This is a genomic window from Pseudomonas sp. p106 (assembly GCF_003936645.1).
GTDB lineage: Bacteria > Pseudomonadota > Gammaproteobacteria > Pseudomonadales > Pseudomonadaceae > Aquipseudomonas > Aquipseudomonas putida_E.
Window position 1 is genome coordinate 74386 of sequence record NZ_RHQR01000020.1, and the last position, 23231, is coordinate 97616.

A 23231-nucleotide genomic window follows, 5' to 3' on the forward strand; every position below is an offset into this window, starting at 1 on the left:
GATGGATACTGCGGCTTCCGGCCCTGGCGTCCGCCGGGTGTGGCCTAGAGAACCTTCGTAATGGTTATCGTCGGGTTTGCAAGTTGCTTTAGGGCTTTTCCAAAAAAAAATGCCATCACCACGCCCCCCCCTTGCAAACCGGGCTTTACAGCCGTTCCCCGCGATGCTTTCGCCAACCACGAAGTGTGATACAGCTCACACTTCAGCGCGAGGCCGCCTGCTCGATCAGATGCAGCAGCTCATATTCGAGGTAATCGGCCAGCGCCAGCCAGTCCTGGCGCTGCTGGGCATCGAGCATGGCCTGCATGACCACCGCCCCCGCTTTTGGATCGACCTGCGGCAATACCTCATCGAACAGCTCGACCATACGCAACGCCGCCTCCACATCCCGCCCAAGGCGTAACAGCGTGGCGCATTCGCGCGCCGCGCGCCCTTGATCGGCAGCATTCATGAACAGAACTCCGGATCGAAAGTGGTGCCGGCGATGTGCGCGCCGGCACGACTGGTGTTGTGGAACCGCACCTGGGGATGGCGCGCAATGAACCGCTCAAGCTCAATCAGGTAACTGCGGAAGTTAAGCTGGGTACGTGCCCGCTGGCCATGGCCATCCAGCACCCAGTGCTGCGCCGCCGCAATCGCCGGGCCGAGTACGCCATCGTCCCAGCCTGTGTGGGTGCGACCACCCGGGAAGGCGAAATCAGCGCCGAAAAACGTAATGCGCACGGCCCCCATCTTCACAGCCAGGTCCGTAGCAGGGTGAATCACGCTTCCCCCAACGAACAACTCGGCGCGCGGTATGGCTTGGCGCACCTGTGCATACAGCGCACTGCCGGAATAGGCTGTGTAGCGTGGCCCACGCCAATTACCGAGCAGCTCGACGTCCAGCATCGGCATGTAGACCAGGGTGGTCGCAGCCGAGTCTTGCGGCGGCAAGTGATGGAGGCGGATTTTATGGTCGACACTGACCACGATGTCAGGCTGGATTCCGGCGCGCAGCAGGGGGATATAAGCGGTGTCGACGCAGATGAACAGTGGCCGCTCGGCCTGAGCGCGCACCCTTGCCAATGCAGACAGGTGCCCGGCCAAGGTTGGCCCGGTGGCAATCACATAGCAGTCACGCCCGGCCTGGCTACCGAACAGCGCGGCCACATCAGGGTCGTGGCGCAACAACGGCAAACTGTCTTCGAGCAGCTTCTGCAAGCGCGGGTCGGCCACATCGAAAGCGCGATTGCTGTCTGCCAGGTGGGCCTCGCTGATCAGACGGTCGCGCACCTTCGCATTGAAGTCATCGGCCAGCACCCGTTCGGAAGGCAAGGCGAAGAACGGCAAGGCGATTTCCGCGCTGTCGCCGGCATAGGCCAGTTCGACGCGCGGGTCGGCAAGCCAGTCGGACTGATCCAGCAGTTGCAGCACCAGCTGGAACAGTGCGCCATTGAGCAGGTACACCTGCAACCGCACGAGCCCAGGCCGCTCCAGCAGCACGCGCTGCAAGTCACCCAGCCCACTGCCATAGAGATGAAGAGTGGAACTGTCTTCAGGCAGGCTCGCGGCCTGCAGGCGCGCCTCGGCAAGACGATCGTGACGACTTGTGAGCTGGATGCCACACACGCTCAGGGTAGACCCCAGCCCCTCCACCAGCTCGACCTCGAGCGCACTACACGCCTCGCCTTGCAGGCGCTCGTACAGTGCCGGCCAGCGGGCCTGCAGCACTTCAGCGTTACGCTGGAAAAACTCGCTCATGGGTTGAGCTTCCCTTACCTGCGAAACACCGAAGAGTACCCGACTGGCAGCGCTTATTCAGCCTTGTAGAGAACCGCCGAGCCCCACGACAGGCCGACACCGAAGCCGCTAATGGCCACGCGCTTCCAGGCACTGTCGAACATGTGCTTCTGCAACAGCAGCGGAACGCTCGATGACACGGTATTACCGGTCTCCAGCATGTCCTTGATGAACTTGTCGGCCTGGGACTTTTCCGGGTCTTCCTCGAAGCGTCGTGCCACGGCATCGACGATCGCCGCACTGCCCTGATGGATGCAGAAGGCGTCGATATCCTTGTTTTCCAGCCCTGACTCGCGCAGCAGCTCATGCAGATGCGCCGGCACCTTGATCAGAGCGAAGTTGAAGACCTGACGACCGTTCATGAAGAACTCGCCATCAGTCACCTTCAGGTGCGGCGCACCAGCACCGTCGGTACCGAACTTCGCCTTGCCCAGTTGCCAGGTAGCGCCCTCACCCATCCAGGTGGCAGTGGCCGCGTCGCCGAACAACATGGTGGTATTGCGGTCTTCTGTGTTGACGATCTTGGAGTACGGATCGGCCGTCACCAGCAGGCCATTCTTCAGGCCTGCGGCTTCCATGAAGCCTTTGAGCGCGTAAATGCCATAGACGTAGCCGGAGCAGCCCAGGGAAATGTCGAAGGCCGCGACATGGGTCGGCAGACCGAGTTTGTGCTGGACGATGGCAGCGGTGTGAGGCAAGCCTTCCTCGTCACCGTTCTGGGTGACGACGATCAGCGCATCGATCGCCTCGCGCTTGAGTTGCGGGTTAGCGGCGAACAGGTTGTTGACCGCTTCGACACACAGATCGGAAGTCTCCTGCTCATCGTCCTTGCGCGGCAGGAAGCTTGCGCCGATCTTGCCGAACATGAACTCTTCGTCCTTGCCGAATTTCGCGCCTTGTACATAGTTGTCCAGGCCGGAAGCGGGCACATAGCTCGCGATGCTTTTAATGCCGATCATCATGGCTTCCCAATAAATAACAGCTCAATACCACCGCCCGGATGACTCGAGCGGCGCCTGAAGAACGGGATCTGCCGCCCAGGTGGAGTGGCGACAGGCAGGGTGGCAGGCGGCAATTGCACACCTGCCCCATTAACGGTTACAGAAGGAGATGCCCGCTCTGACCGATAGGTCACGAATATTTCAAGACAATCGCATATTTTGCCTGGCCGCGTCACGTCGTCATAGCGCTTGCGAGTTTGCCATGCAGGGCAAACCTGGCCCCGGCTGGAGCCAACTTTCAGTCGAGCAGTTGCCAGTCCAGGGGCGTACCGCGCTTGAGTGGTTGCCTGGCCTTGCGGCCAAGCACCGCATCGAGATGGCCTGGCGCCAGCCCCAAACCTGGGCGGATGGCGCGCACGTTGCTACGGTCGAAGACCTCGCCAGCAGCCATGTCACGCACTACATACAGCGAGCGGCGGAAACGCCGCGAGGCCTCCTCGGCCTGGGTCGCGCCATAGTGCACCCGCCCCAGCGACTGCCAGGCACGCTCGGTTTCCAGCACCAGCGCTGCCATTTCCTGGGGTTCCAGGGAAAATGCCGCATCCACGCCGCCATCGGCACGGTCAAGCGTGAAGTGCTTTTCCACCACCGTCGCCCCCAGGGCCACTGCCGCCACGGCAACCCCAACCCCCATGGAGTGATCCGACAGCCCGACCTGACAACCGAAGAGCTCGCGCATGTGCGGGATGGTCAGTACGTTGCTGTTCTGCGGGCTGGCCGGGTAGGTACTGGTGCACTTGAGCAGCACCAGGTCGCGACACCCTCCTTCGCGCGCCACCCGCACGGTACGTTCGAGTTCCGCGAGGCTGGCCATGCCGGTGGAAATGATCATAGGTTTACCAGTGGCCGCCACTTTGCGTATCAGCGGCAGATCGGTGTTCTCGAAGCTGGCGATCTTGTAGGCCGGCACATCCAGGCTTTCGAGGAAATCCACCGACGTTTCGTCGAACGGCGTGGAGAACACCAGCATGCCCAGCTCACGAGCGCGCTCGAAGATCGCTGGGTGCCACTCCCAGGGGGTATGGGCCTTTTCATACAGCGCATACAGCGATGAGCCAGACCAGAGGCTGTTCGGGTCGGCGATGAAAAACTCACCATGCGCCAGGTCCAGGGTCATGGTGTCGGCAGTGTAGGTCTGCAGCTTCAGCGCATGGGCGCCGGCGGCGGCGGCCGCTTCGACGATCTCCAGTGCCCGGGCCAGCGACTGGTTGTGATTGCCACTCATCTCCGCGATCACCAGCGGTGGCTGGTCCGGGCCGACACAGCGGTGCCCGATGTTGAATCTGTTCATGGGCTACTCCTGGAATACCCGCTCGAACGAGCACGGCGACTTAGCGAAGCCGGCACCCGCGAATAATTGCAATGACGCCTGATTGTCGGGCAGCACCTGGGCCTCGATCGCACGCAGGTCCGGCCAGAACTCACGCACGCAGGCCTCGCCACGGGCGAGCAACGCTCTGCCCCAACCCAGCCCGCAACGCCCCGCGAAGAGATACAACGACACCTTCGCCCGCTGCCCGGGCAAGCGGTCGTAGCGAACACAGCCCACCGGCCCGTCGCCTGTCTCGGCGATCAGCAGCAAACGCTGCCGATCAGCCAGCGTAGCAGCCAGCCAGGCCAGATGCCCCGCCCAGTCCAGCTCCCGCGCCTGCTGCGAACGGCGACGTACCTCGGGCGCGTTGCGCCCGTCGAACAAAAGCCGCGCGTCTTCACTGCTGGCCGGACGTAGCGCAAGCCCTGCCCCCAGCAAGGCCACCGCCACCCGCTGCGCCCCCAGGCCATCGACCAGTGCCCGACTGCGCTCGGCGAAGCTCTGGCGCAGGGCCTGATTGCTCAGCAACAAGGCAATCGCCTGGCGCAGCGCAGGCACCTGGACCTGCCCAGCCTCACCCAGGTAAAGGTGCATGCCCGCCCGAGCCATGGCCTGGGCATTGGCCCGCTGGTTGTCTGCCACGCTCACGCACAGGCTCGGCAAGCCCAGCGCGGCGCGCTCCCAGGTAGTACCGCCGCCGGCGCCGATGAACAAGTCTGCCGCAACCATCCGCATTGGCAGATCGTCGACATAGTCATGCAGCTCCCAACCCGCCCGCGCGTCGCACAACTGGGCCAGCAGCTCACTCTGGCGATGCCCGAGCCCAGCGATGCAGGTGACCTGCAACCCTTCCAGCCCGGACAGCGCCTGCAAGGTCTTGGGCAGCATGCCAGCCACATCGAAGCCACCGAAACTCACCAGCACCCTTCGTGCCTGCAGGGGCGGCGATATCGCCGCCCCCTGAAACGCCGGCCCCACCAGCGCATAGCGTGGCCCCAGCAAGCGCCGGCACTCCGTTGCCAGCCGCGGCGCGTAGAGCGCCTCGCTGGCACTGAAATTCTGATCCAGCAGCAGGTCGGCGGCATGATCACGATCAGCCAGGTCATCGATGACCGCGATGCGCCGGGCGAACGCCCGGGCTGCCTGCTCCCAGCGGGCGTCCAAGGCGTAATGATCGACGATTAGCCAGTCGAATCGGGCCTGTGCCGGCAGCACATCACGCAGCGCCGCGATATCCGCGGCCCAGGGTTCGATGCCCGGTTTTTTTTCCTCGCGCTGCGGCCATGCAAAGACCTCGAAACCCTCCTGCTCGATGGCGGCCCGGCGATGACCGTCAAGCAGGCAACAGGCAAAGCTCACCTGCGCACCGAGCTCTCGGAGGGCTTTGCCCAGCGTCAGGCAGCGCGCCGTGTGGCCGACGCCAATCGATGAAGAGGCATCAGCACGTACCAGCACCTTCATGGCGCCAGCTCCCCGCCCGCTTTGAGCGCTGCGTACAGGTACTGCGCGCGCAACCAGTCTTCCTCGCTGTCGATGTCCTGAACCAGATGCCGGGGGATGATCACTGGCAAACTCCGCTCGGAATGAAGGGCCTCGTTCTGCAACCAGGCCTGCACCCGCCCCCAGTAAAACTGGCCAGCATCCTGATAGGCCGGTGCAAGGTCCTGAGACCGGGTCTCACGATACTGTGGGTACAGAGGCACAAGCGCACCCTGATCGTCGAGCGACAGCGCCCGCTGTACCGGGAAACCGAAGCTGCTCACCGAAAAGGCGAAAGAGCGCTCAGGGTGTTGCCGCAACAACGCCAACCCCTGTTGCAAGTAACGCTGCTGCACGAAAGGCGCAGTGGCGTAGATGCAACAGGCATGGGTCAGGACATGGCCCTGGCTGGCCATTGCCTGCAGGGCGTGGCTGACCACAGCCTGGGTGGTAGCATGATCGTCAGCCAGGTGCGCCGGCCGACGGAACGGCACCTGCGCACCGTATTCCCGTGCCACCGCCTCTATTTCAGGGTCGTCGGTGCTGACCACCACCTGTTCGAACAAGCCACTGGCCAGTGCCACTTGGATCGAGTGGGCAATGATCGGCAGCCCGGCGAACATCTTGAGGTTCTTGCCAGGGATCCGTTTGCTGCCTCCACGGGCCGGGATGATCGCGACGTTGGTTTCCATTCGCTCAGGCATTCACGCAGCCCACCGGCAACTTCAGCAACCCGCACAGGCTGGCGATCACTTGATCCTGCTGAGCGTCAGTCAGCTGCGGGTACATTGGCAGGCTCAGGGCTTGTGCGTAGTAACTTTCGGCCTGCGGAAAATCGCCCTGTTTGAAGCCCAGGTCGCGGTAATAGGGTTGCAGGTGAATGGGAATGTAATGAAGGTTGACCCCAACTCCTGCAGCCCGCATCCCATCGAAAATCTCCCGGTGTGAACGCGGGATACGATCACACTCAAGGCGCACCACGAACAGATGCCAGGCGGACTCGGCATCCTGCTGAGGTGCCTGGACGCTCACGGGCAGGTGCGCCAGCAAGCGCTGATAGCGAGCCGCCAACTCGCGGCGACGGGCAAGGAACGCATCCAGCCGGGTCAGTTGAGACAGCCCCAGGGCAGCTTGCAGGTCGGTGATGCGATAGTTGAAGCCCAGTTCAAGTTGCTGGTAGTACCAGGCACCATGGCTTTCTTCGGTCATTTGGCCCGGGTCACGGCTGATCCCGTGACTGCGCAGCCTGCGCAAACGCGCGGCCAGATCGGCACGCGCGGTAAGCACCATGCCGCCCTCGGCCGTGGTGATGATCTTTACCGGGTGAAAGCTGAACACCGTCATGTCGGCATATTCGCCACAGCCGACCGGCTTGCCCGCGTAACGTGCGCCGACCGCGTGGGCAGCGTCCTCGATAAGGGTAAAGCCATACTGCCGGGCCAGCACCGCGATCGAACGCATGTCGGCGCTTTGCCCGGCAAAGGCCACGGCGACTACTACCTTGGGCAGGCGCCCCTCCCGGGCGGCCTGCTCGAGTTTCAGCGCAAGTGCCTGGGCGTCGATAGTCCAGGTGTGCGGGTCGATATCGACGAAATCGACACCGGCGCCGCAGTAGCGCCCACAGTTGGCTGATGCGACAAAACTGATGGGGCTGGTCCATAGCCAGTCCCCGCTCCCCAGGCCAGCGGCGAGGCAGGCAAGGTGCAGCCCCGCAGTGGCGTTGCACACAGCTACCGCGTGCGTTGCGCCACAACGCTGGGCCATAGCCTGCTCGAAGTGCTCGATCAGTGGCCCCTGAGTCAGCCAGTCGGACTGCAGCACCTCTACGACCGCGGCGATATCCGCCTGATCGATGCTCTGCCGAGCATAGGGGATCATGCTGGCAAGCCTGCGTGCAGGTCTGCCAGCTGGTCCACGGTGAGGAAGGCGGGATTGGTATCGGAACGGTACTCGAAATCCTCGGCAACCCAGCGCCCGGTTTCACCCACGCAATCGATCGCAAAATCCACATCCGTATGGTTGAAGCGGATCGACGGAACGATGGTGAAATGATCACCAAACTCAAGGGTCATCCGCGCATCGTCCAGCGGGATCATCAGTTCGTGCAGCTTTTCCCCCGGGCGGATGCCGACCACGTTCTGCGGCAAGTGCCCGGCCATGCCGCGCGCCAGGTCGACGATGCGAATGGATGGGATCTTGGGCACGAACACTTCCCCCCCGTGCATGCGGGCAAAGCTGTCGAGCACGAACTGTACGCCATGGTCGAGGGTGATCCAGAAGCGCGTCATCCGCGGGTCAGTGACGGGGAGCTCGTGGGCACCCTCCTCGATCAGGCGCTTGAAGAATGGCACCACCGAGCCCCGGGAGCCCGCCACATTGCCATAGCGCACAACCGCAAAGCGGGTGTCCTGTTGGCCGGCAAAATTGTTGGCGGCCACGAACAGCTTGTCGGACAGCAGCTTGGTCGCACCATACAGGTTGATCGGGCTGGCCGCCTTGTCGGTGGACAGTGCGACGACCTTCTGCACGCCATTCTCGATCGCCGCGGCGATGATGTTTTCGGCACCATTGACGTTGGTGCGGATGCATTCGGTGGGGTTGTATTCGGCCGCGGGCACATGCTTGAGCGCGGCGGCATGAACCACATAGTCGATACCGCGCATGGCCTGGCGCACGCGCTCGGCATCACGGACATCGCCCAGGAAATAGCGCATGCACGGCGCGTTGAAACGCTGCTGCATCTCATACTGTTTCAACTCGTCGCGGGAGAACACCACGACGCGCCGTGGGCGGTAGCGCTCAAGCAACCGCTCGATGAAGCGGCGCCCGAACGACCCGGTCCCCCCGGAGATGAAAATGGACTTGTCGTCGAACATACCTGGTTCCTAGGGGCGGCGCCGTCAGCTGACGAAGGCGCCCGATTGCACTGTAAGGCAGGGCGCACAGCGTACAGATTTCTGACTCGCGCCCCCAATGAACCAGCTCGAAGCAAGATGCAGGCCAGTCCCGCGTCAGGCGATCAGCCCGGCCCAGTCCAGCGCCGCCTTGCCGGGGGCAAGCACCTGGCTTTGGACTGTACCTTGCCACTGCGCCGACCATTTGGCACGCAATGCCGCCAGCGCCGCCTCGTCCTCGGCGACCACGCCGGGGTGAATCACCTGCACCTGTGGCGTCCAGACTGTCAGCAGGCCGGCCGCGGCTGCTTTCAGGCACAGGTCGACATCACCATGGGCATGGGCGAACGTGGTTTCGTCGAGCCCCTCCAGAGCACGGAAGACTTCGCTACGGACCATCAGGCAGCTCGCCGAGACCGCTGGGCAGTTCTGCTCGACCGCCAGCCGATTCAGGTAACCCATGGCATTGGCGGCCTCACCGGCAAAAGCTGGCGCAACTGCGCCTTCGGCGTCCAGCAGCAAGCCCGCCTGGGCAAGCTTGCCGTCAGTATCGAGCAGCTTGGCACCGACCACGCCTACTTCCGGACGCTGCGCCTGGTTGAGCAACGCTTCGATCCAGTTGGCATTGACCACTTCGGCGTCCGCCGCCAGCAATATCAGGTATTGCCCCTTGGCCTCGGCACTGGCAGCGTTGCATAGCGCTGCCGCGCTCAGGCGCTCGGCACTTTGCAGCACGCGCACCTTGCCAACTTGCTGCTGCGCCAGCCATTCGAGCAACTGCGGTGACTGACTGGCGTTGTCGGCGATCAGTACCTCGTAGCGCGCATAGCGAGTGCGCTGCAGGATGCTCTTCAGGCAGCGCTGCAGTTCGTCCAGATTGTCCTCGCTGCGCAGCACGATGCTCACCAGCGGCCGCTCGACATGCCTGTAGTCGATACGCAAGGTGCCAGGCAGCGGCGTACTGACCTGGGCCTTGTAGCCACGGCCGGCCAAGTGTCGCATCAAGGCCTGGCGGGCATGCTCGCTGTCCTTGGCCTGCGGTGCCGGGGTGATCAGCATCGGCTCGTCGAGATGGGCCAGCCCGTTGAGGCCGCCCTGCTCGATCAGGCGCAGCAGCAGGTCGAACTCCAGTGCCTCGGCAAAGTCTTTGTCGAAGCCACCCGCCTCCACCAGCACCTCCCGACGCAGCAGCCAATGGCGTGCCATCAGCGCGGGATTGGCCTGCAGCAGGTCCAGGTTTACCCCCGGGCGCAACAGCTCACGCCAGGCACCATCGGCCTGTTGCTGGATCTCGTCTACCGCGACCGCTCGGCAATCGGGAGCGTTCAGCAGCTCGAGGCTGGCGCGCAAAAGACCGGTGGCGGTGAAACGGTCACCCGCATCAGCCAGCAACAGCCATTCGCAGGCCGTCTGCCGGGCGATCTGGTTGATCCGCTCGACGTAGTCTTCGCGGCTGACCTTGATGAAATGCAGGGTGTTCTGCAGCGAGGTGGCCACAGGCGGCTCGCCTGTGGTGAAGACCATGATCCGGAACGCCTTGCTCAGGCCGCCCAGCAGGCTGTCGAACGTGTCCTGGAGCTTGGCCATGTTGTTGTCCAGGTCCAACAGCAGGATGCCGAACTGCGGACCACCCTGATGCAGCGCCAGGTGCTCGTTGATGGTCGCTAGCGCGGCGGTGTCCGGCTTGCGCGCCTCCAGCCAGTCGAGCAGGCGACCCGAATGCATGCTCCCAAGCAGTTGGCGACCGCTTTGCTTCAATACGCCTTCAAGCCGTGCCAGCCAAGCGAACAGCGCCTCGCTCTCCTCGGTCTCATCACTGTCACGCAGGTGTCCGGCCAGGTGCCGCACCACCTCACGGTTGAACGCGTTGCACTGCAGTGCCTCCCACAAGCGGGTACGTACGGTGCCCGAAGTGTCGCTGGGCTGTGCCAGCAGCAGCTGTTCCTGGCGCAATAGCAGCGGCTCCAGTTGCTGCAACTGCAGGCGCCCGGCCGGCATGGCATGGATCAGAAACTCCAGTGCCGTAAGCTGATCGAAGAATGCCTGGTTGTAGAACGGCATTTCCACGTACTGGGACGGCTGGAAGGTACGCACCGGCGGGTTCAGCGGGTCGGTCCAGCTTGACTCCCAGATCAGCTCCAGGGTCATCGCCCGGCCTTTGAACAGCCCCTCGGCAGTGACTGCAAAGCTGTCCAGGGCCAGCTGGCGCCGCGCCTCATGGTCCAGCCCCTCGATGGCGGTTGGCAGGCCGGCAAGGAAGTCGGCAAACTGTTCGCGCTCGGCCACCGACTTGGCGTCGGTGAAGGCCAGCACATGAATGACCTCGGTCTGATGCTCGGAGACACCGTAGTTGGTTTCACGTACCGCGTAGGGGATTGGCAGGATCCGCGCTTTGGCGTTGGTCAGCAGGAAGTACGCGTGGCCGATTTCCTGCCACTCGAAGCTCGTGCCCTCGGGCAGCAGCTCAAACCACTGGCGCAGCAATGCAGTGCGGGTGACAGCGAAGAAGGGCGGGATGAACTCACCCATGTAGTCCAGCAGGCGCTGTTCAGCGCGCGGAGCGTTGTAGTCCTCACGGACCTTCTTGTTACGCCGGTAGTACTTCACCTGGGTGGCTTCGGCCAGGTAGTTCAGACAGTAGCCATGGCACAGGCCGTAATCGGGGTTGGCCTCAAGGAAGTCCAGCGACTGGTTCAGCCCGTCGTACAGCAGGAAATCGTCATCAGCGGCGAAGGCCATGAACGGCGTGTTCACCCGGCCCACGCCATAGGCCAGCTTGGCCTGGAAGCCCTGGTAGGAAAACTGTGGCAGGTGCAGGTACTCGACGCCGGGGTACTGCGCGGCCATCACCTCGGCCGATTCGCCCGAGGAATCCAGCACGAGGATCGAGCACCGATAGCCGCTGTAATACTGCAGCGTGCGCTGCAGGAACGCCGGCCGGTTGTGCGTCATCAATACCAGCGTGAACCGCTCGCGCAGTGTGGCTGCCTGGTCTGCCGAGAAATTGCCTTGCATAGTCTTACCCACCATTGGCGTTGCCGCCGAAGAAATCGAACTCTGTTGAATGTCTCAGCGAACCCGGCGCAGGTAGCCGTCCGGTGCCACGGTGACCAGCAGCTTGTTCTGCAGCTGATAGTCGATTTCGAAGCTGTCGTTACCCTTGAGGTATTCCCAAACTGCGGTCTTGGGGTTGTCGCCAGGCCCCCACGGGCGATCGGGGAAGAAGTCTGCCGGCATGTCCTCGACCACGGTGTCCATCACCACGCAGTAACTGCCCACGGCCACCAGCGGCGCATACAGCTCCAGCTCCTTGAGCACGTGCTCATGCGTGTGGTTGGAGTCGAGCACCAGGATGACCTTCTTGCCTTCGGCGAGCGCCCTGACCTGCCCGGCGATCTCGGCATCGATGCTCGAGCCTTCGATCATGCGCACGCGCTTGCTCATCGGGTGCGCCTCGATGGCCTGGCGGTTGTGCGGGCGGATGTCGATGTCGATGCCAAGCACCTCACCATGGCCCTGCAGCTCCAGCAGGGAGGCGTAGTAGAGGATCGAACCGCCGTGAGCGATGCCGCACTCGATGATCAGGTCAGGCTTGACCTGCCAGACGATCTCCTGCATCGCCATCATGTCCTGGGGCAACTGGATGATCGGCCGGCCCATCCACGAAAAATGGTAGCTGTACTTGTGCTCGGCGGACTTGTTGAAGAAGTCGCGAGACAGTTGCTGCAGCTCCTTGTCTTCGCCCTGGGAGGCGATCTGCGCGTTGCACTCGGCTTCGAAGGCTTTGATCGGCGTGTCGGTCATGGTTCTTTACTCGGTTGGCTGGTCGGTGAAATCGGCATTGTCGACGGCGTGATAGACAAAACGGCCATCGGTCATGCGGCGGATTTCCTCGAGGTAATTGGAATTCATCACGAACAGGTGGGCGCCATCCGGCAGGCTTTGCATCGCCTCTTGCGGCGATGACACCCGCGCGCCACTTAACGGCAGGTAGCGACCCTGCTTGGCAGGATTGATGTCGATAACCTGGTCCACCGGCGCACCGGCACGCTGCAGGAACAGCGAATAGATCACGCCCTTGGACGATGCGCCCCAGATCGCCGAACCACGTCCGGCATCGCGGCGCACCAGACATGCGGCATGCTGCAGACTGGCACTGAAATCGGCCGGCAACGACAGCGGCGGCACGGGCTCGAGCGTGGTGCGCAGGCTGGCAAGGTCGGCAACGATGTACAGGTACTGGCCATCGAACAGGTGACCGGCCTCGGCGACCGTGCCGAACAGGCGGCGCAGGTCGGCCAGGCGGAAGTAATTGACATGCTCGTAGAACAGGTCGAACCACGCTTTGTGCTCGATGATCCAGTCCAGGCAGGGCACTTCGATGTATATCTGCCCTGCCCCGCCATTGGCATCGGCGATGGCGGCAAGGAACGTGACCGGGTCCTGAATGTGCTCCAGGACATGGCGCAACACGATGGCTTCGGCCTGGCGGTTCAACTCACGGGTGAAGGGCGCTTTGACCACGTCCGGGTTGTCGCCCTCGTAGGCCGGGTCGATGCCGGTGACGGCATAGCCGCGCTCGCGCAACAGTTCGAGGAACCAGCCTTTGCCACAGCCCACTTCGATCAGGCGCTGGCCCCTGAAGTGACGGGCGATGACACCTTCGACATCGTCCAGGTGGCGCTGGAAGCGCGCCGAATGCGCCTGCTCGTTCTGGTAATCACTGTCGTAGCTGAGCTTGTCGGCGTCGAAAGCGTCGTTGTAGACCAACCCGGTGCGGCTATCCTGCACCAGACGCATGTCGGCGCTGGCTGAGGCTCGGGCCGACCGGGCATCGGCGAATGTGCGGTTCTGCAGCACCGGCAGGCCGGTAGCGCGATACAACTCATGTTTCATGGCGTACTCCCAGCAGAGCCTGCAACTTGCGGGCATCGCCCCAGAACGCCATGGGTTCGTGGGCAGGATAAGGGTAATGGCCAAGGTTCAGCGCAAGGGTGGCGTTGCGCTCGGCGATGCGGGCTTCCACCAGCTTGCGTACCGATATCGGCTGGCCGCTGCAGCAATTGACCACGCCGCTGAAATCGCGCTGCCCGAGCAGGTCGGCCAGATATGTACTGGCGCTTTCGATGGCAAGGTAGTCGCGCAGTTGCTCGCCACCGGACATGTCGAAATGCGGCTGCCCCTGGTCGATTGCGCGGTCCAAGGCTGCCAGCAGACTGCCTGGGTTTTGCCCCTCGCCAAACAGGTAGAACAAGCGCACCCACTGCAGGTTGAACGGTTGCTGGCGGGCCAGGCTTTCGAGGAACAGGCGCAAGCTGTGCTTGGCCAGCCCGTAAGGGTTGGCCGGCTGGCAGTCCAGCGCCTCGTCCAGCGCGCCATTGCGCAGGCCGTATTCGAAACAGGTGCCGGCCACCTGCACTTGGCCGACACCGGCTGCGACGGCACGCTTGATGAAGGCATAGTCAGCCATCAAGTTGCGCTCCAGGTGGAACAGCCCTTGATAATTTGGCAGGCCAGGCCAGGCCAGGTGCACCAGCGCATCGATGCCATCGCACAACTGATTGACGTCCAGCTGCGGGTCATGCAGATCGGCGGCGACGAAATCGACCTGGCCGAACCACCGCATGGCTTGAGCCGGCTCCAGCCGACGTGCCAGCGCACGCACCCGGTGCCCGCGCGCCAGCAAGGCGGCGACCAGATGCCGGCCCACAAAGCCTGTGGCACCGGTGACAAGCACCTTCATCGCGGTCACAGGACGGTCAGCTCAGGCACGGCGATCACAAAGCGCCCACCCCATTCGCGGATGTGCGCCTGCTGCTCGCTGACTTCCTTGAGCAGGTTCCACGGCAGTACCAGCACATAGTCCGGCCGCTCGATGGCCAGGCGCTCGGGGGCGACCACGGGAATTCGGCTGCCCGGCAGGAACTTGCCCTGCTTGTGCGGGTTGGCGTCGGCCACCCAGGCCAGCAGGTCGGGCTTCACGCCTGCGTAGTTGAACAGGGTGTTGCCCTTTGCTGCGGCGCCATAGCCAACCACTCGCTTGCCTTCGGCCTTGGCCTGCAACAGGAAGCGCAGCAGCTGGTGCTTGATCCGCTGCGCCGCCGGTGCAAGGGTGCTGTAGAACGCCGCCGTGCTGACACCGACCCGCGCCTCGATGCCAAGCAGGTCGTCGACACTGGCCTGGCGCGTGCGCGGGCCATCGGCGCGCTGCACGAAAACCCGCAACGATCCGCCATGGGTCGGCAGTTCGCTGACATCGAAGATCACCAGGCCGTTGCGGGCACAAAGCGTGTTGACCGCCGTCAGCGACAGGTAGGAGTAGTGCTCATGGTACAGGGTATCGAACTGCTGCTCGGCCATCAGGCGCAGCAGGTGCGGAAACTCGAAAGTGGCCACACCATCGGCTTTGAGCAGGGTCGCGAAACCGCGCAGAAAATCGTTGATGTCCGGCACGTGGGCGAGCACGTTGTTGGCGGCCATCAGGTCAGCCGACCAACCTTCACTCGCCAGGTCACGGGCGGCCTGTTCGCCGAAGAACACCTCACGAATCTGCAGCCCCTTCTCCCGGGCCGCCTGCGCAGTGCTTCGGGTGGGTTCGACACCGAGGCACGGAATGCCGCGCTCGGCCACATACTGCAACAGATAACCGTCATTGGCGGCGATTTCCACCACCCGGCTCTCGCCGTTCAGGCCGAAACGCTCGACCATCTGCCCGACATAGTCGCGGGCATGGGCCAGCCACGAACTGGAATAGGAGCTGAAATACGCATAGTCGGCATCGAACAGCGTCTCGGCGCGGGTGTAATCCTCGGTCTGCACCAGCCAGCACTGCTCACACACCGCCACTTTAAGCGGCACCCAGGCCTCGGCCGCGGCCAGTTGGTCAGCGCGCAGGTAGGCGTTGGACGGCGGCGCAGTGCCAAGGTCGATCAGGGGCAGGCTCAGGCAGGTACCACAGCCACGGCAGTTCATGGACGCACTCCGGTAAACGACAGGTCCAGCCAGGGATGAGCGGCATCCCGGGCCGACAGATTCTTGACAGCGAGCGGCCAACGGATGGCCAATTTCGGATCGAGTACCGACAGCCCGCCTTCGCGGCCCGGCGCATAGTCGGCACTGTGCAGGTAAAGCAGCTCGGCATCCTCGCTCAGCACCTGGAAACCATGGGCAAAGCCGGCCGGTATCAACAGGCTGCGGCCATCGCCGGCCCGCAAGTGCTCGGCGTGCCAGTGCAGGAAGGTTGGCGAGCCTTCGCGAAGGTCCACTGCCACGTCCCACACCTCACCGCGCAGGCAGGTGATCAGCTTGGCCTCCGGGGTGTCGCCGGTCTGGTAGTGCAGGCCACGTACGCTACCTGAGCCCTGAGTGTGCGAGTGGTTGATCTGGCGCACATGGAACGGCGCACCCAGGGCGCCCAGGCTGGATTCGCAGAACAGCCGCGCGAACTGCCCGCGGGCATCGCCATGGCGCTTGTGCTGGACACTGAACAGGCCACCCAGTGGCAAGGCTTGCAGCAGCAGATCAGTCACGGCAACTCCGTGTACAGGTTCAGCTGGTGCAGCGTGACGGCGCGCATGTTGTCGCCACGCTGCCACGCCAGGTGCCAGTCGAGCGTGTGCTGCAGGCATTCGTGCAACGACCAGCGTGTACGCCAGCCCAGCACCTGGCGGGCGCGAGAGCTGTCCAGGCGTAGCAACCCGGCTTCATGCAACTCGCTTGGCTCGACCCGCACCCCTGGTGCCTGCGGCCATTGCCGGGCCAGGCGGTCGACCACCTCACCGACGCTGCACATGTCGCCTTCGCTCGGGCCGAAGTTCCACGCACCGGCGCAGGCCGGCCCCTGGGTATACAGGCGCTCGGCCAACTGCAGGTAGCCGGCCAGCGGTTCCAGGGCGTGCTGCCAGGGGCGCACGGCCTGCGGGTAGCGCAGGGTGACCGGCGACCCGGTCGACCAAGCCTTGAGCACATCGGGTACAAGCCGCTCTGCGGCAAAGTCTCCACCGCCCAGCACGTTGCCGGCGCGCGCGGTGGCCAGGGCCACGCCATGTTCTGCGTGCTCGGCGGCCGGGAAGAATGACGCGGCATAGGACTGCGCCAGCAGCTCGCAGCAGGCCTTGCTGCTGCTGTACGGGTCATGCCCGCCCAGGGCCTCGTTCTCGCGGTACGGCCAGGGCCATTCCTGGTTGGCATAGACCTTGTCGGTGGTGACCAGGACGCACGCACGCACCCCGCCAACCTGGCGCACCGCTTCAAGCAGGTTAAGGGTGCCCATCACGTTGCTGGAATAGGTACCTAGCGGGTCACGGTAGGCCTCGCGCACCAGTGGCTGAGCCGCCAGGTGCAGGACGATTTCCGGCTGGGCCTGGGCCACAGCTTCAAGCAGCGCGCCGAGGTCGCGCAGGTCGCCGCGCACGTCGGCAATGTCGCTGCCGACCTGGGCAAGTTCGAACAGGCTTGGTTCGGTGCCAGGGTCCAGCGCGAAGCCTGTGACCTGAGCGCCGAGCTCATGCAACCAGAGCGCCAGCCAACTGCCTTTGAAACCCGTGTGACCGGTGAGCAGAACACGCTTGCCCTGCCAGAACGCTGGACTCAGGCCCACTGCTTCCATGGAGCCTCCCCGCTTTGCCAGAGTTGTTCCAGATGGTTCTTGTCACGCAGCGTATCCATTGGATGCCAGAAGCCATCATGCTCAAAGGCGTTCAGTTGCGACTCAGCGGCCAGGCAGGCAAGCGGCTCCGACTCCCAGGAAGTCTGATCGTTGGCGATGTAGTCGAGCACCTTGGGCGAAAGCACGAAGAAGCCACCGTTGATCCAGCCACCGTCACCACGGGGCTTTTCGACGAAACCGGTGACACTGTCGCCGTCGCGTGCCAGCGCGCCGTAGCGGCCAGGAGGCTGTACCGCAGTAACGGTGGCGAGTTTGCCGTGGGCCAGGTGGAAATCCACCAGGGCGCCGATGTTCAGGTCCGAAACACCGTCCCCGTAGGTGAAACAGAAGGCATCTTCGCCCTCAAGGTAGCGAGCGGCGCGGCGCAGGCGGCCACCGGTCATGGTTTCTTCACCGGTGTCGACCAGGGTCACGCGCCATGGCTCGCTGTAGTTCTGGTGCACGTCCATGCGGTTTTCGCGCATGTCGAAGGTGACGTCCGAGGTGTGCAGGAAGTAGTTGGCGAAGAAATCCTTGATCGCGTAGCCCTTGTAGCCCAGGCAGATCACGAAGTCGTGGATGCCGTGAGCCGAGTACTGCTTCATGATGTGCCAGAGAATTGGCTTCCCACCGATTTCGATCATGGGTTTGGGCTTGAGGTGAGACTCTTCGCTGATACGCGTGCCCAGTCCACCCGCCAGAATTACCGCCTTCATGTCGTCCCCTCGTGTTCGTCACCGGCCATAAGTCGTGTGGCTGCACGATTTATGGCGATATGACGGGGGGCTTGCAGGAAACGCGCCAGAAGGCGCTTTACTGGTGTCGTCCATACACCCCGCAGTCAGCCCGGCATCCAGCCGCTGTACCAATGCTGAACGTGCTCTTCGCGCAGCACATAGTCACGCAGCACTTCCTGCTTCAGACGGTCGCCCTGGCGGAAACTTTCGTCAGGGTCCGCCAGGTGCATGCGGATCGCCTCCAGCCACTCGGCGGTGCTGTTGGTCTTGATCCGCGTGCACGGCAAGTAGCCTTCATAGGCACGGGTATCGGTGACGATCACCGGGTACCCGCACGCGCCGTATTCCAGCAAGCGCAAGTTGCTCTTGCAGTCATTGAAGATGTGATACTCCAGTGGCGCCAAGGCCAGGTCCAGGTTCAGGCTGGCGAGCTTGGCCGGGTACAGCTCCAGCGGCACCGGCGGATGGAACTCGCTGATGTAGGGCCGCAATGCCGGCGGACACATACCGAAGAACACCCATTGGACTTCGTTCGCCAAGGTCTTGACCACCTCGGCAATCACTTCCAGGTCGCCGGTATGGCTGGTGCCACCGCCCCAACCCACCCGCGGCTTGCGCGCGCTGCGGCGCTGGCTACGCAAACCGGTCCAGAGCTGCTCGGCCAGCATGTTCGGCATTACCCGGATATCGCTATGGGTGTCATGCAGGGCATCCGCCAGCGCCTGGGTCGACACCACCAGCCGATCACAGCGTTCGATACCTCGGCGCAGGGATTTTTCCAGATCTTTTGGCGTGTGCTTGAGGTGCCCGTTCTTCTTCGGCACATCAATCACGTAGTCGTCCAGCTCGTAGATGCAAAAGCCCTTGGAGAAGGTCTTGAGGCGCTCGATCTCCTTGACGAACCCTTCGGTATAACGCCCCTGCAGAATTGCCACATCCGGCGAGCTGCGTTCCAGCTCGACGTTGCTCGGTATCTCGAAGTACTGCTGCTGGGTCACCCAGCCAGCCTTCTCCAGCTCGACCAGCGGCTGGATCACCCGGTAATGCCCGACCGCAGTCTTGTTCATTGGCAACGCCAGCACATGGGGCAGTGGACGGCTGACGAAAGGCGTCCAGGCGGCCTTGAGGCCCGGATCCAGGCAGAAGCTGGAGCCGTTCAGGGACAGGTTGATATTGTAAGCGGGGTCACGCGCTACCACCGGCATCCAGGCCTTGAAGAAGGCATCATGCTGCTGCGCCAGCCGGGCCTGGCGCTCGGCTTCAGCCTGCGCATCGATCGCCGCCGGCGCTGGCGGGTCCAGTACCAGCCGGGCATCCGGCGCCCACACCACAAGGTACCCGGCTTCGCCCAGGCGCAGGCCCAGGTCGATATCGCTGAAGGCCAGGCTGAAGACGCTTTCATTGAGCCCGCCCAACGACAGGAACAGCTCTTTGCGCACCAACAGGCAATCAGCCCCGACAGCAGAATAATTCTGCGCCACTTGCAAGCGCTGCATGTAACCGCCCGCCTCCATCGGCTCGCCCACGAACGGCGACCCCACGGCGCCACGCAGGCCCAGCACGCCGCCCGCATGCACGATCAGACCGTGGGCGTTGCAGAGCTTGGCACCCACCGCTCCGACTTCAGGGCGCTGGCCATGGCTGAGCAGTGCGTCGAGCCAGTCTGGCTCGGTGACCACAGCGAACGGGCTCAGCATCAGCAGGTATTCACCCCGGGCGTGTTGCGCGGCAAGGTTCTGCACAGCGGCGAAGCTGGCCTGCTCGCCCAGCATCAGGACCCGCAACTTGTCTTCGCCCAGCTGTTGAAGGGCGCTGAGCCAGGCGTGAGTCTCGGCACCTTGACTGGCATTGTCGACAATCAGCACTTCGTAGTGACCGTAGGCGGTCTTCTCAAGCACGCTTTCCAGGCAGCGCTCGAGGGCAGGCAACTGGTCCTGGGCACTGATCACCAGGCTTACCAGTGGCTGGGTGGCGTGCAGGTAGCGGACCTGGTTGATTGCCCCGCCACTGTTCTGCAGCCGGTAGGTCACGCCCAAGCGCTTGAGGTGGGCATCCAGCAGTTTCGGATTTTCCTCAACCACTGCCTGCGAAGACAGCCAGGCAGCGTAGCTGAACGCGCTTTCGGCCAGCACTTCCGGAATGTGCTCGATGGCATGGGGGCCGCGGCTTTCCACAAGACGCCAGAGCAGATCGTGCGGCGCCAGTTCGCGATATCCGGGCGTGAAACCGCCCAGTGCCCGCAAGGCGTCAAGCGAGAACGCCAGCATGCGACCGGTATAGGGGTAGCCGCGCATCAAATCGAGGTTGAAGTCGGGCTTGAACACCGGCTCTACGGACGCCTCATCCCGCACGCCCCCCTCATCGCCATAGCAGCAGGCGATCTGCGGGCGCGATACGACCCGCTCGGCCAGGAGCATCAGGCTGAAGGCATTGAGCCGGTCGCCAGCACGCAGCAGGTAGATCCAGTCCACCTCGCCCAACTGGTCAAACGCCGTGTTCAGTTGTTCAGCCCAGTCGGCCTGCAATGGCTGGTGGACCCTGCGAACATCTGGGCCGCCTGGCAGCGGCGCGCTGGACAATACCAGCGTCATCTCTGCGCCATAGGCCTGGCGCTCAATGCTGTCCAGGGTAACCTGCAGAGCTTGTGCATCACCCTCGCTGTCGATAACCACGGGCACGATTCGCGGACGAGTTGGCCAGTGCTCGCTAAGGCGCATCAGACGCGCGAGCACCAGCGGATCCTGTCGGCAGGCCAGCCATTTGCTGTACAGCTCGGCAAAACTGTCGCTGTCGCTGCCGACATGAGATTCCTGGATCGCCTGCAAGCAGCGCAGGGTATGGATCAGGAACAGGTTCTCCCAGATACGCTGGGTATCGCCCTCGTCGCCCTGGAGGATTTGCACCCGCACCCAACCGGAGAACGGCTCACGTACTGCAGTGCGCGCGGCGAACATGTCGCGCAGGTGTTGTGATTCACTGGTAGCGGCAGCCTTCACATCGCTCTGGCGACGCAATTGGTCGGGATGAACCCGCTCGACACAGTGCACCCCGGCGGTCACGCCCAGATGGCCGCGACGCAGCAGGCACACGAACAACACGAAATCGAGCATTGCCACAAAGCCCGGCGCCAGCGCAGGCAGCAATTCACGCAGATCGCGGGTACGCACCAGCACGCTGCTCAGCCCGCCGATGAAGTTGAGCTGGCGGGTCTCGAAGAAATCCAGCAGGTCGTCACCGTTGAACAGTGTGTCGCCAAACGTGACCGGGCTGGTTTCCAGACGCTGCGGCAAAATGTGATCTTCAGCATCGACCTGGTGGCGCCTGGCCGCGACCAGGCTGACATCGTCATGGGCCTGGAACAGTCGCACCTGGCTGGACACGCAATCGGCCATCAGGCGGTCATCGTCACAGAGGAACTTGATGTAGTCGCCCTGGCTCTGCTCCAGCCCGTGTTGCAAATTCCCGGCAAAACCCAGCGGTTGCGGGTTACGCAAGTAAATCAGTGGATGACGTGCAAGACTGCGCAGCTCATCGACCACCGCCTCGATCTGCGTACCTGGGCTGTCGTCGCAGACGATGACTTCGAGGTTTGCGTAATCCTGAGCCAGGGCGCTGACCAGAGCAGTACGGAAGTAACGGGGGTTGCAGGCGGGAATGACGAGGCTGACTAGAGGGGCTGGGTTCACGAGGAAATCTCTCGACCGATGACTGCCCGCAGGGAATTCAGAACAGTCGATACTACGGGGAAATCAATGCGCCTTCACCGCGTACCCGAGGGGTAAGCGGTGAAGGCGACGGGCGCACTTAACCGATGGCGTTGAACAGGCTCAGCTGGCTGACGCGTGCGAAAGCCGCCTGCGAAGCCTGAAGCAAGGTCTGCTGCTGGGTAAGGCGGACCAGCACGGTGGCAGGGTCCGAGTCACGGATCGACGACTGCGTGGTGCTGTTGGCAATGCTCAGACTCTCGTTGGTGTTCTGCTGGATTTCCAGCGCCTTGCCACGGGCACCGATATCGGTGACTGCCGTGTTGAGCGCGTCCTGACCGCTCTGGATATTGGCGATGGCCGAATCCAGGTCTGCACGCAGTTGCTGGTAGGCCGCGTTGTCGCCGTCGATCGGCTTGCTCAACGCCGTACGTAACTGGGCGACGGTGTCCAGAACGTTCTGGGTCTGGTGGTTGTCGACGTTCACCACGTACTGGTCACCGGACTGCTGCGCGGGCGTGCTGGTGAAGGTGAAGTCCACACCGGCAGCCGAGGCGACGTTGCCAGTCATGGCACCACTGGCCACCGGGCGGCTGTCAGCGGTCAGCGGCTGGGCATAGAGTTCGAAGTCCGTGGCGCTGGTGAACTTGATGACCGCACCGCCATTGGGAAACATCGCTTTGTACTGGGCCGGATCAGTGATGCTGATCGACGATACCTGAGCACTCGACGGGTTGCCCGGGCTACGGGTCGCAGTGATGGTATCGGGCTTGCTTTGCAGGGTGAAGGTATGACCTGCCACCGCTGCATCCGGAACGTCGCCGTCCTGAAGGTTGATGTTCAGCCGCATGTCCACACCACGGAAGCTGATCATCGATCCGCCTACGGTATCGGGATCGAATTTACCGCCCTGGGTGGCCTCGGCGGTCACATCGTTGCCCAAGCTGTCGGTGATGCTGAACTCGGTACTGCTGAGCATGGTGACTGTGTACGGCTGACCACTGCGGAAGCGATCGTTGTACGTGACGCTGCCGGACACTTGCCCATTGGACAGCTTCACGCGGCCATCATCCACCGCGGGGGCGCTCAGGCTGGTTTCGGTGCGGCTGGTGTTGAGGGCTTGCTCGAATACGCTATAGCCAGAGCTGTTGCCGGCCATCTTGAGCATGTCACCAACCTGCAGCTCCAGCTGGGTCTGGTCACCTTGATAAGAATAGGTACCATCGGCATTGCGCACGAACGGCGCGGTGTCGGTACTGGAACCGGCAAACAGGTACTGGCCGTTCTCATCACGGCTGTTCATGAGGCTCAACAGCTGGTCTTCCAACTGCCCCAGCTCGGCTGCCTTGGCCTTGCGCTCGGTGTCGGTGTAGCCGGCGTTACCCGACTCGATCGCCAGCTCGTTGACCCGCGTCAGGATCGTGTTGATCGAATTGAGCGTGGTCTCGGTCTGGTTCAGCGAGTTGGTGATGTTTGTCGCGTTGGTCTTGTACTGGGCCAGCATGTCTGCCTGATTACCCAGCTGCAGCAGACGTGCAGCCCCCACCGGATCATCGGCAGCGGTGTTGACCCTGACGAAGGAACTGGCCTCTTCGTTGGTCTTGATCAGGTTGGAATAGTTGCGCTGGTAGTTCGCCGCGCTGGTCTGGTAGAACTGGGCCGTGGAAATACGCATGGA

18 protein-coding genes are annotated in these 23231 nt (G+C 63.1%); all 18 read right to left on the reverse strand.

Features of this window, described 5'->3' with window-relative positions:
• Window positions 1–202: 202 nt before the first annotated feature.
• Window positions 203–451, reverse strand: a complete 249-nt coding sequence (locus tag EGJ09_RS21625; RefSeq protein ID WP_125924739.1) for a hypothetical protein — start codon at window positions 449–451, stop codon at window positions 203–205.
• On the reverse strand, window positions 448–1740 hold the full coding sequence (locus EGJ09_RS21630; RefSeq protein ID WP_125924740.1) for a motility associated factor glycosyltransferase family protein: 1293 nt from the start codon (window positions 1738–1740) through the stop codon (window positions 448–450). The genes EGJ09_RS21625 and EGJ09_RS21630 overlap by 4 nt, the downstream gene beginning before the upstream one ends.
• 53 nt (window positions 1741–1793) lie before the next feature.
• Window positions 1794–2738: a ketoacyl-ACP synthase III gene (locus tag EGJ09_RS21635; protein ID WP_119689077.1), complete on the reverse strand. Its 945-nt coding sequence runs from the start codon at window positions 2736–2738 to the stop codon at window positions 1794–1796.
• A gap of 280 nt (window positions 2739–3018) precedes the next feature.
• Entirely contained in the window at window positions 3019–4071 is a 1053-nt protein-coding gene (gene pseI / locus EGJ09_RS21640) for a pseudaminic acid synthase (RefSeq protein WP_119687546.1), read from the reverse strand.
• 3 nt (window positions 4072–4074) lie between these two features.
• Window positions 4075–5553: a UDP-2,4-diacetamido-2,4,6-trideoxy-beta-L-altropyranose hydrolase gene (gene pseG / locus EGJ09_RS21645; protein WP_125924741.1), complete on the reverse strand. Its 1479-nt coding sequence runs from the start codon at window positions 5551–5553 to the stop codon at window positions 4075–4077.
• Complete coding sequence (pseF, locus tag EGJ09_RS21650) at window positions 5550–6275, reverse strand: pseudaminic acid cytidylyltransferase (RefSeq protein ID WP_125924742.1); 726 nt, start codon at window positions 6273–6275, stop codon at window positions 5550–5552. Before pseF ends, pseG begins: the two co-directional genes overlap by 4 nt.
• Complete coding sequence (pseC, locus tag EGJ09_RS21655) at window positions 6268–7449, reverse strand: UDP-4-amino-4,6-dideoxy-N-acetyl-beta-L-altrosamine transaminase (protein ID WP_119687549.1); 1182 nt, start codon at window positions 7447–7449, stop codon at window positions 6268–6270. Before pseC ends, pseF begins: the two co-directional genes overlap by 8 nt.
• Complete coding sequence (gene pseB, locus EGJ09_RS21660) at window positions 7446–8447, reverse strand: UDP-N-acetylglucosamine 4,6-dehydratase (inverting) (protein ID WP_119687550.1); 1002 nt, start codon at window positions 8445–8447, stop codon at window positions 7446–7448. The genes pseC and pseB overlap by 4 nt, the downstream gene beginning before the upstream one ends.
• A gap of 135 nt (window positions 8448–8582) precedes the next feature.
• Complete coding sequence (locus EGJ09_RS21665) at window positions 8583–11480, reverse strand: TIGR00180 family glycosyltransferase (protein ID WP_125924743.1); 2898 nt, start codon at window positions 11478–11480, stop codon at window positions 8583–8585.
• 54 nt (window positions 11481–11534) lie between these two features.
• Window positions 11535–12269, reverse strand: coding sequence for a cephalosporin hydroxylase family protein (locus EGJ09_RS21670; RefSeq protein WP_119687552.1), 735 nt, complete (start codon window positions 12267–12269; stop codon window positions 11535–11537).
• 6 nt (window positions 12270–12275) lie between these two features.
• Entirely contained in the window at window positions 12276–13361 is a 1086-nt protein-coding gene (locus EGJ09_RS21675) for a class I SAM-dependent methyltransferase (RefSeq protein ID WP_125924744.1), read from the reverse strand.
• Window positions 13351–14208, reverse strand: a complete 858-nt coding sequence (locus tag EGJ09_RS21680) for an NAD(P)-dependent oxidoreductase (protein WP_125924745.1) — start codon at window positions 14206–14208, stop codon at window positions 13351–13353. Before EGJ09_RS21680 ends, EGJ09_RS21675 begins: the two co-directional genes overlap by 11 nt.
• A gap of 5 nt (window positions 14209–14213) precedes the next feature.
• The gene (locus tag EGJ09_RS21685; protein WP_125924746.1) at window positions 14214–15437 is read right to left on the reverse strand and encodes a class I SAM-dependent methyltransferase; all 1224 of its coding nucleotides are present in this window, start codon (window positions 15435–15437) and stop codon (window positions 14214–14216) included.
• On the reverse strand, window positions 15434–15994 hold the full coding sequence (locus tag EGJ09_RS21690) for a dTDP-4-dehydrorhamnose 3,5-epimerase family protein (RefSeq protein WP_039604263.1): 561 nt from the start codon (window positions 15992–15994) through the stop codon (window positions 15434–15436). The genes EGJ09_RS21685 and EGJ09_RS21690 overlap by 4 nt, the downstream gene beginning before the upstream one ends.
• Entirely contained in the window at window positions 15991–17073 is a 1083-nt protein-coding gene (gene rfbG, locus EGJ09_RS21695; protein WP_125924747.1) for a CDP-glucose 4,6-dehydratase, read from the reverse strand. The genes EGJ09_RS21690 and rfbG overlap by 4 nt, the downstream gene beginning before the upstream one ends.
• On the reverse strand, window positions 17055–17828 hold the full coding sequence (rfbF, locus tag EGJ09_RS21700; protein WP_119687558.1) for a glucose-1-phosphate cytidylyltransferase: 774 nt from the start codon (window positions 17826–17828) through the stop codon (window positions 17055–17057). The genes rfbG and rfbF overlap by 19 nt, the downstream gene beginning before the upstream one ends.
• A 125-nt stretch (window positions 17829–17953) precedes the next feature.
• Window positions 17954–21535: a glycosyltransferase gene (locus EGJ09_RS21705; RefSeq protein ID WP_125924748.1), complete on the reverse strand. Its 3582-nt coding sequence runs from the start codon at window positions 21533–21535 to the stop codon at window positions 17954–17956.
• Window positions 21536–21653: 118 nt separating this feature from the next.
• A complete protein-coding gene (locus EGJ09_RS21710) occupies window positions 21654–23228 on the reverse strand; it encodes a flagellar hook-associated protein 3 (protein ID WP_119687560.1) in 1575 nt (524 codons plus the stop codon).
• Window positions 23229–23231: the final 3 nt, after the last annotated feature.

Excerpts from the sequence above, each read along its gene's own strand:
- EGJ09_RS21625 (WP_125924739.1), bottom strand. The coding sequence starts at position 451 with ATGAATGCTGCCGATCAAGGGCGCGCGGCGCGCGAATGCGCCACGCTG.
- EGJ09_RS21630 (WP_125924740.1), bottom strand. The coding sequence starts at position 1,740 with ATGAGCGAGTTTTTCCAGCGTAACGCTGAAGTGCTGCAGGCCCGCTGG.
- EGJ09_RS21635 (WP_119689077.1), bottom strand. The coding sequence starts at position 2,738 with ATGATCGGCATTAAAAGCATCGCGAGCTATGTGCCCGCTTCCGGCCTG.
- pseI (WP_119687546.1), bottom strand. The coding sequence starts at position 4,071 with ATGAACAGATTCAACATCGGGCACCGCTGTGTCGGCCCGGACCAGCCA.
- pseG (WP_125924741.1), bottom strand. The coding sequence starts at position 5,553 with ATGAAGGTGCTGGTACGTGCTGATGCCTCTTCATCGATTGGCGTCGGC.
- pseF (WP_125924742.1), bottom strand. The coding sequence starts at position 6,275 with ATGCCTGAGCGAATGGAAACCAACGTCGCGATCATCCCGGCCCGTGGA.
- pseC (WP_119687549.1), bottom strand. The coding sequence starts at position 7,449 with ATGATCCCCTATGCTCGGCAGAGCATCGATCAGGCGGATATCGCCGCG.
- pseB (WP_119687550.1), bottom strand. The coding sequence starts at position 8,447 with ATGTTCGACGACAAGTCCATTTTCATCTCCGGGGGGACCGGGTCGTTC.
- EGJ09_RS21665 (WP_125924743.1), bottom strand. The coding sequence starts at position 11,480 with ATGCAAGGCAATTTCTCGGCAGACCAGGCAGCCACACTGCGCGAGCGG.
- EGJ09_RS21670 (WP_119687552.1), bottom strand. The coding sequence starts at position 12,269 with ATGACCGACACGCCGATCAAAGCCTTCGAAGCCGAGTGCAACGCGCAG.
- EGJ09_RS21675 (WP_125924744.1), bottom strand. The coding sequence starts at position 13,361 with ATGAAACATGAGTTGTATCGCGCTACCGGCCTGCCGGTGCTGCAGAAC.
- EGJ09_RS21680 (WP_125924745.1), bottom strand. The coding sequence starts at position 14,208 with ATGAAGGTGCTTGTCACCGGTGCCACAGGCTTTGTGGGCCGGCATCTG.
- EGJ09_RS21685 (WP_125924746.1), bottom strand. The coding sequence starts at position 15,437 with ATGAACTGCCGTGGCTGTGGTACCTGCCTGAGCCTGCCCCTGATCGAC.
- rfbG (WP_125924747.1), bottom strand. The coding sequence starts at position 17,073 with ATGGAAGCAGTGGGCCTGAGTCCAGCGTTCTGGCAGGGCAAGCGTGTT.
- rfbF (WP_119687558.1), bottom strand. The coding sequence starts at position 17,828 with ATGAAGGCGGTAATTCTGGCGGGTGGACTGGGCACGCGTATCAGCGAA.
- EGJ09_RS21710 (WP_119687560.1), bottom strand. The coding sequence starts at position 23,228 with ATGCGTATTTCCACGGCCCAGTTCTACCAGACCAGCGCGGCGAACTAC.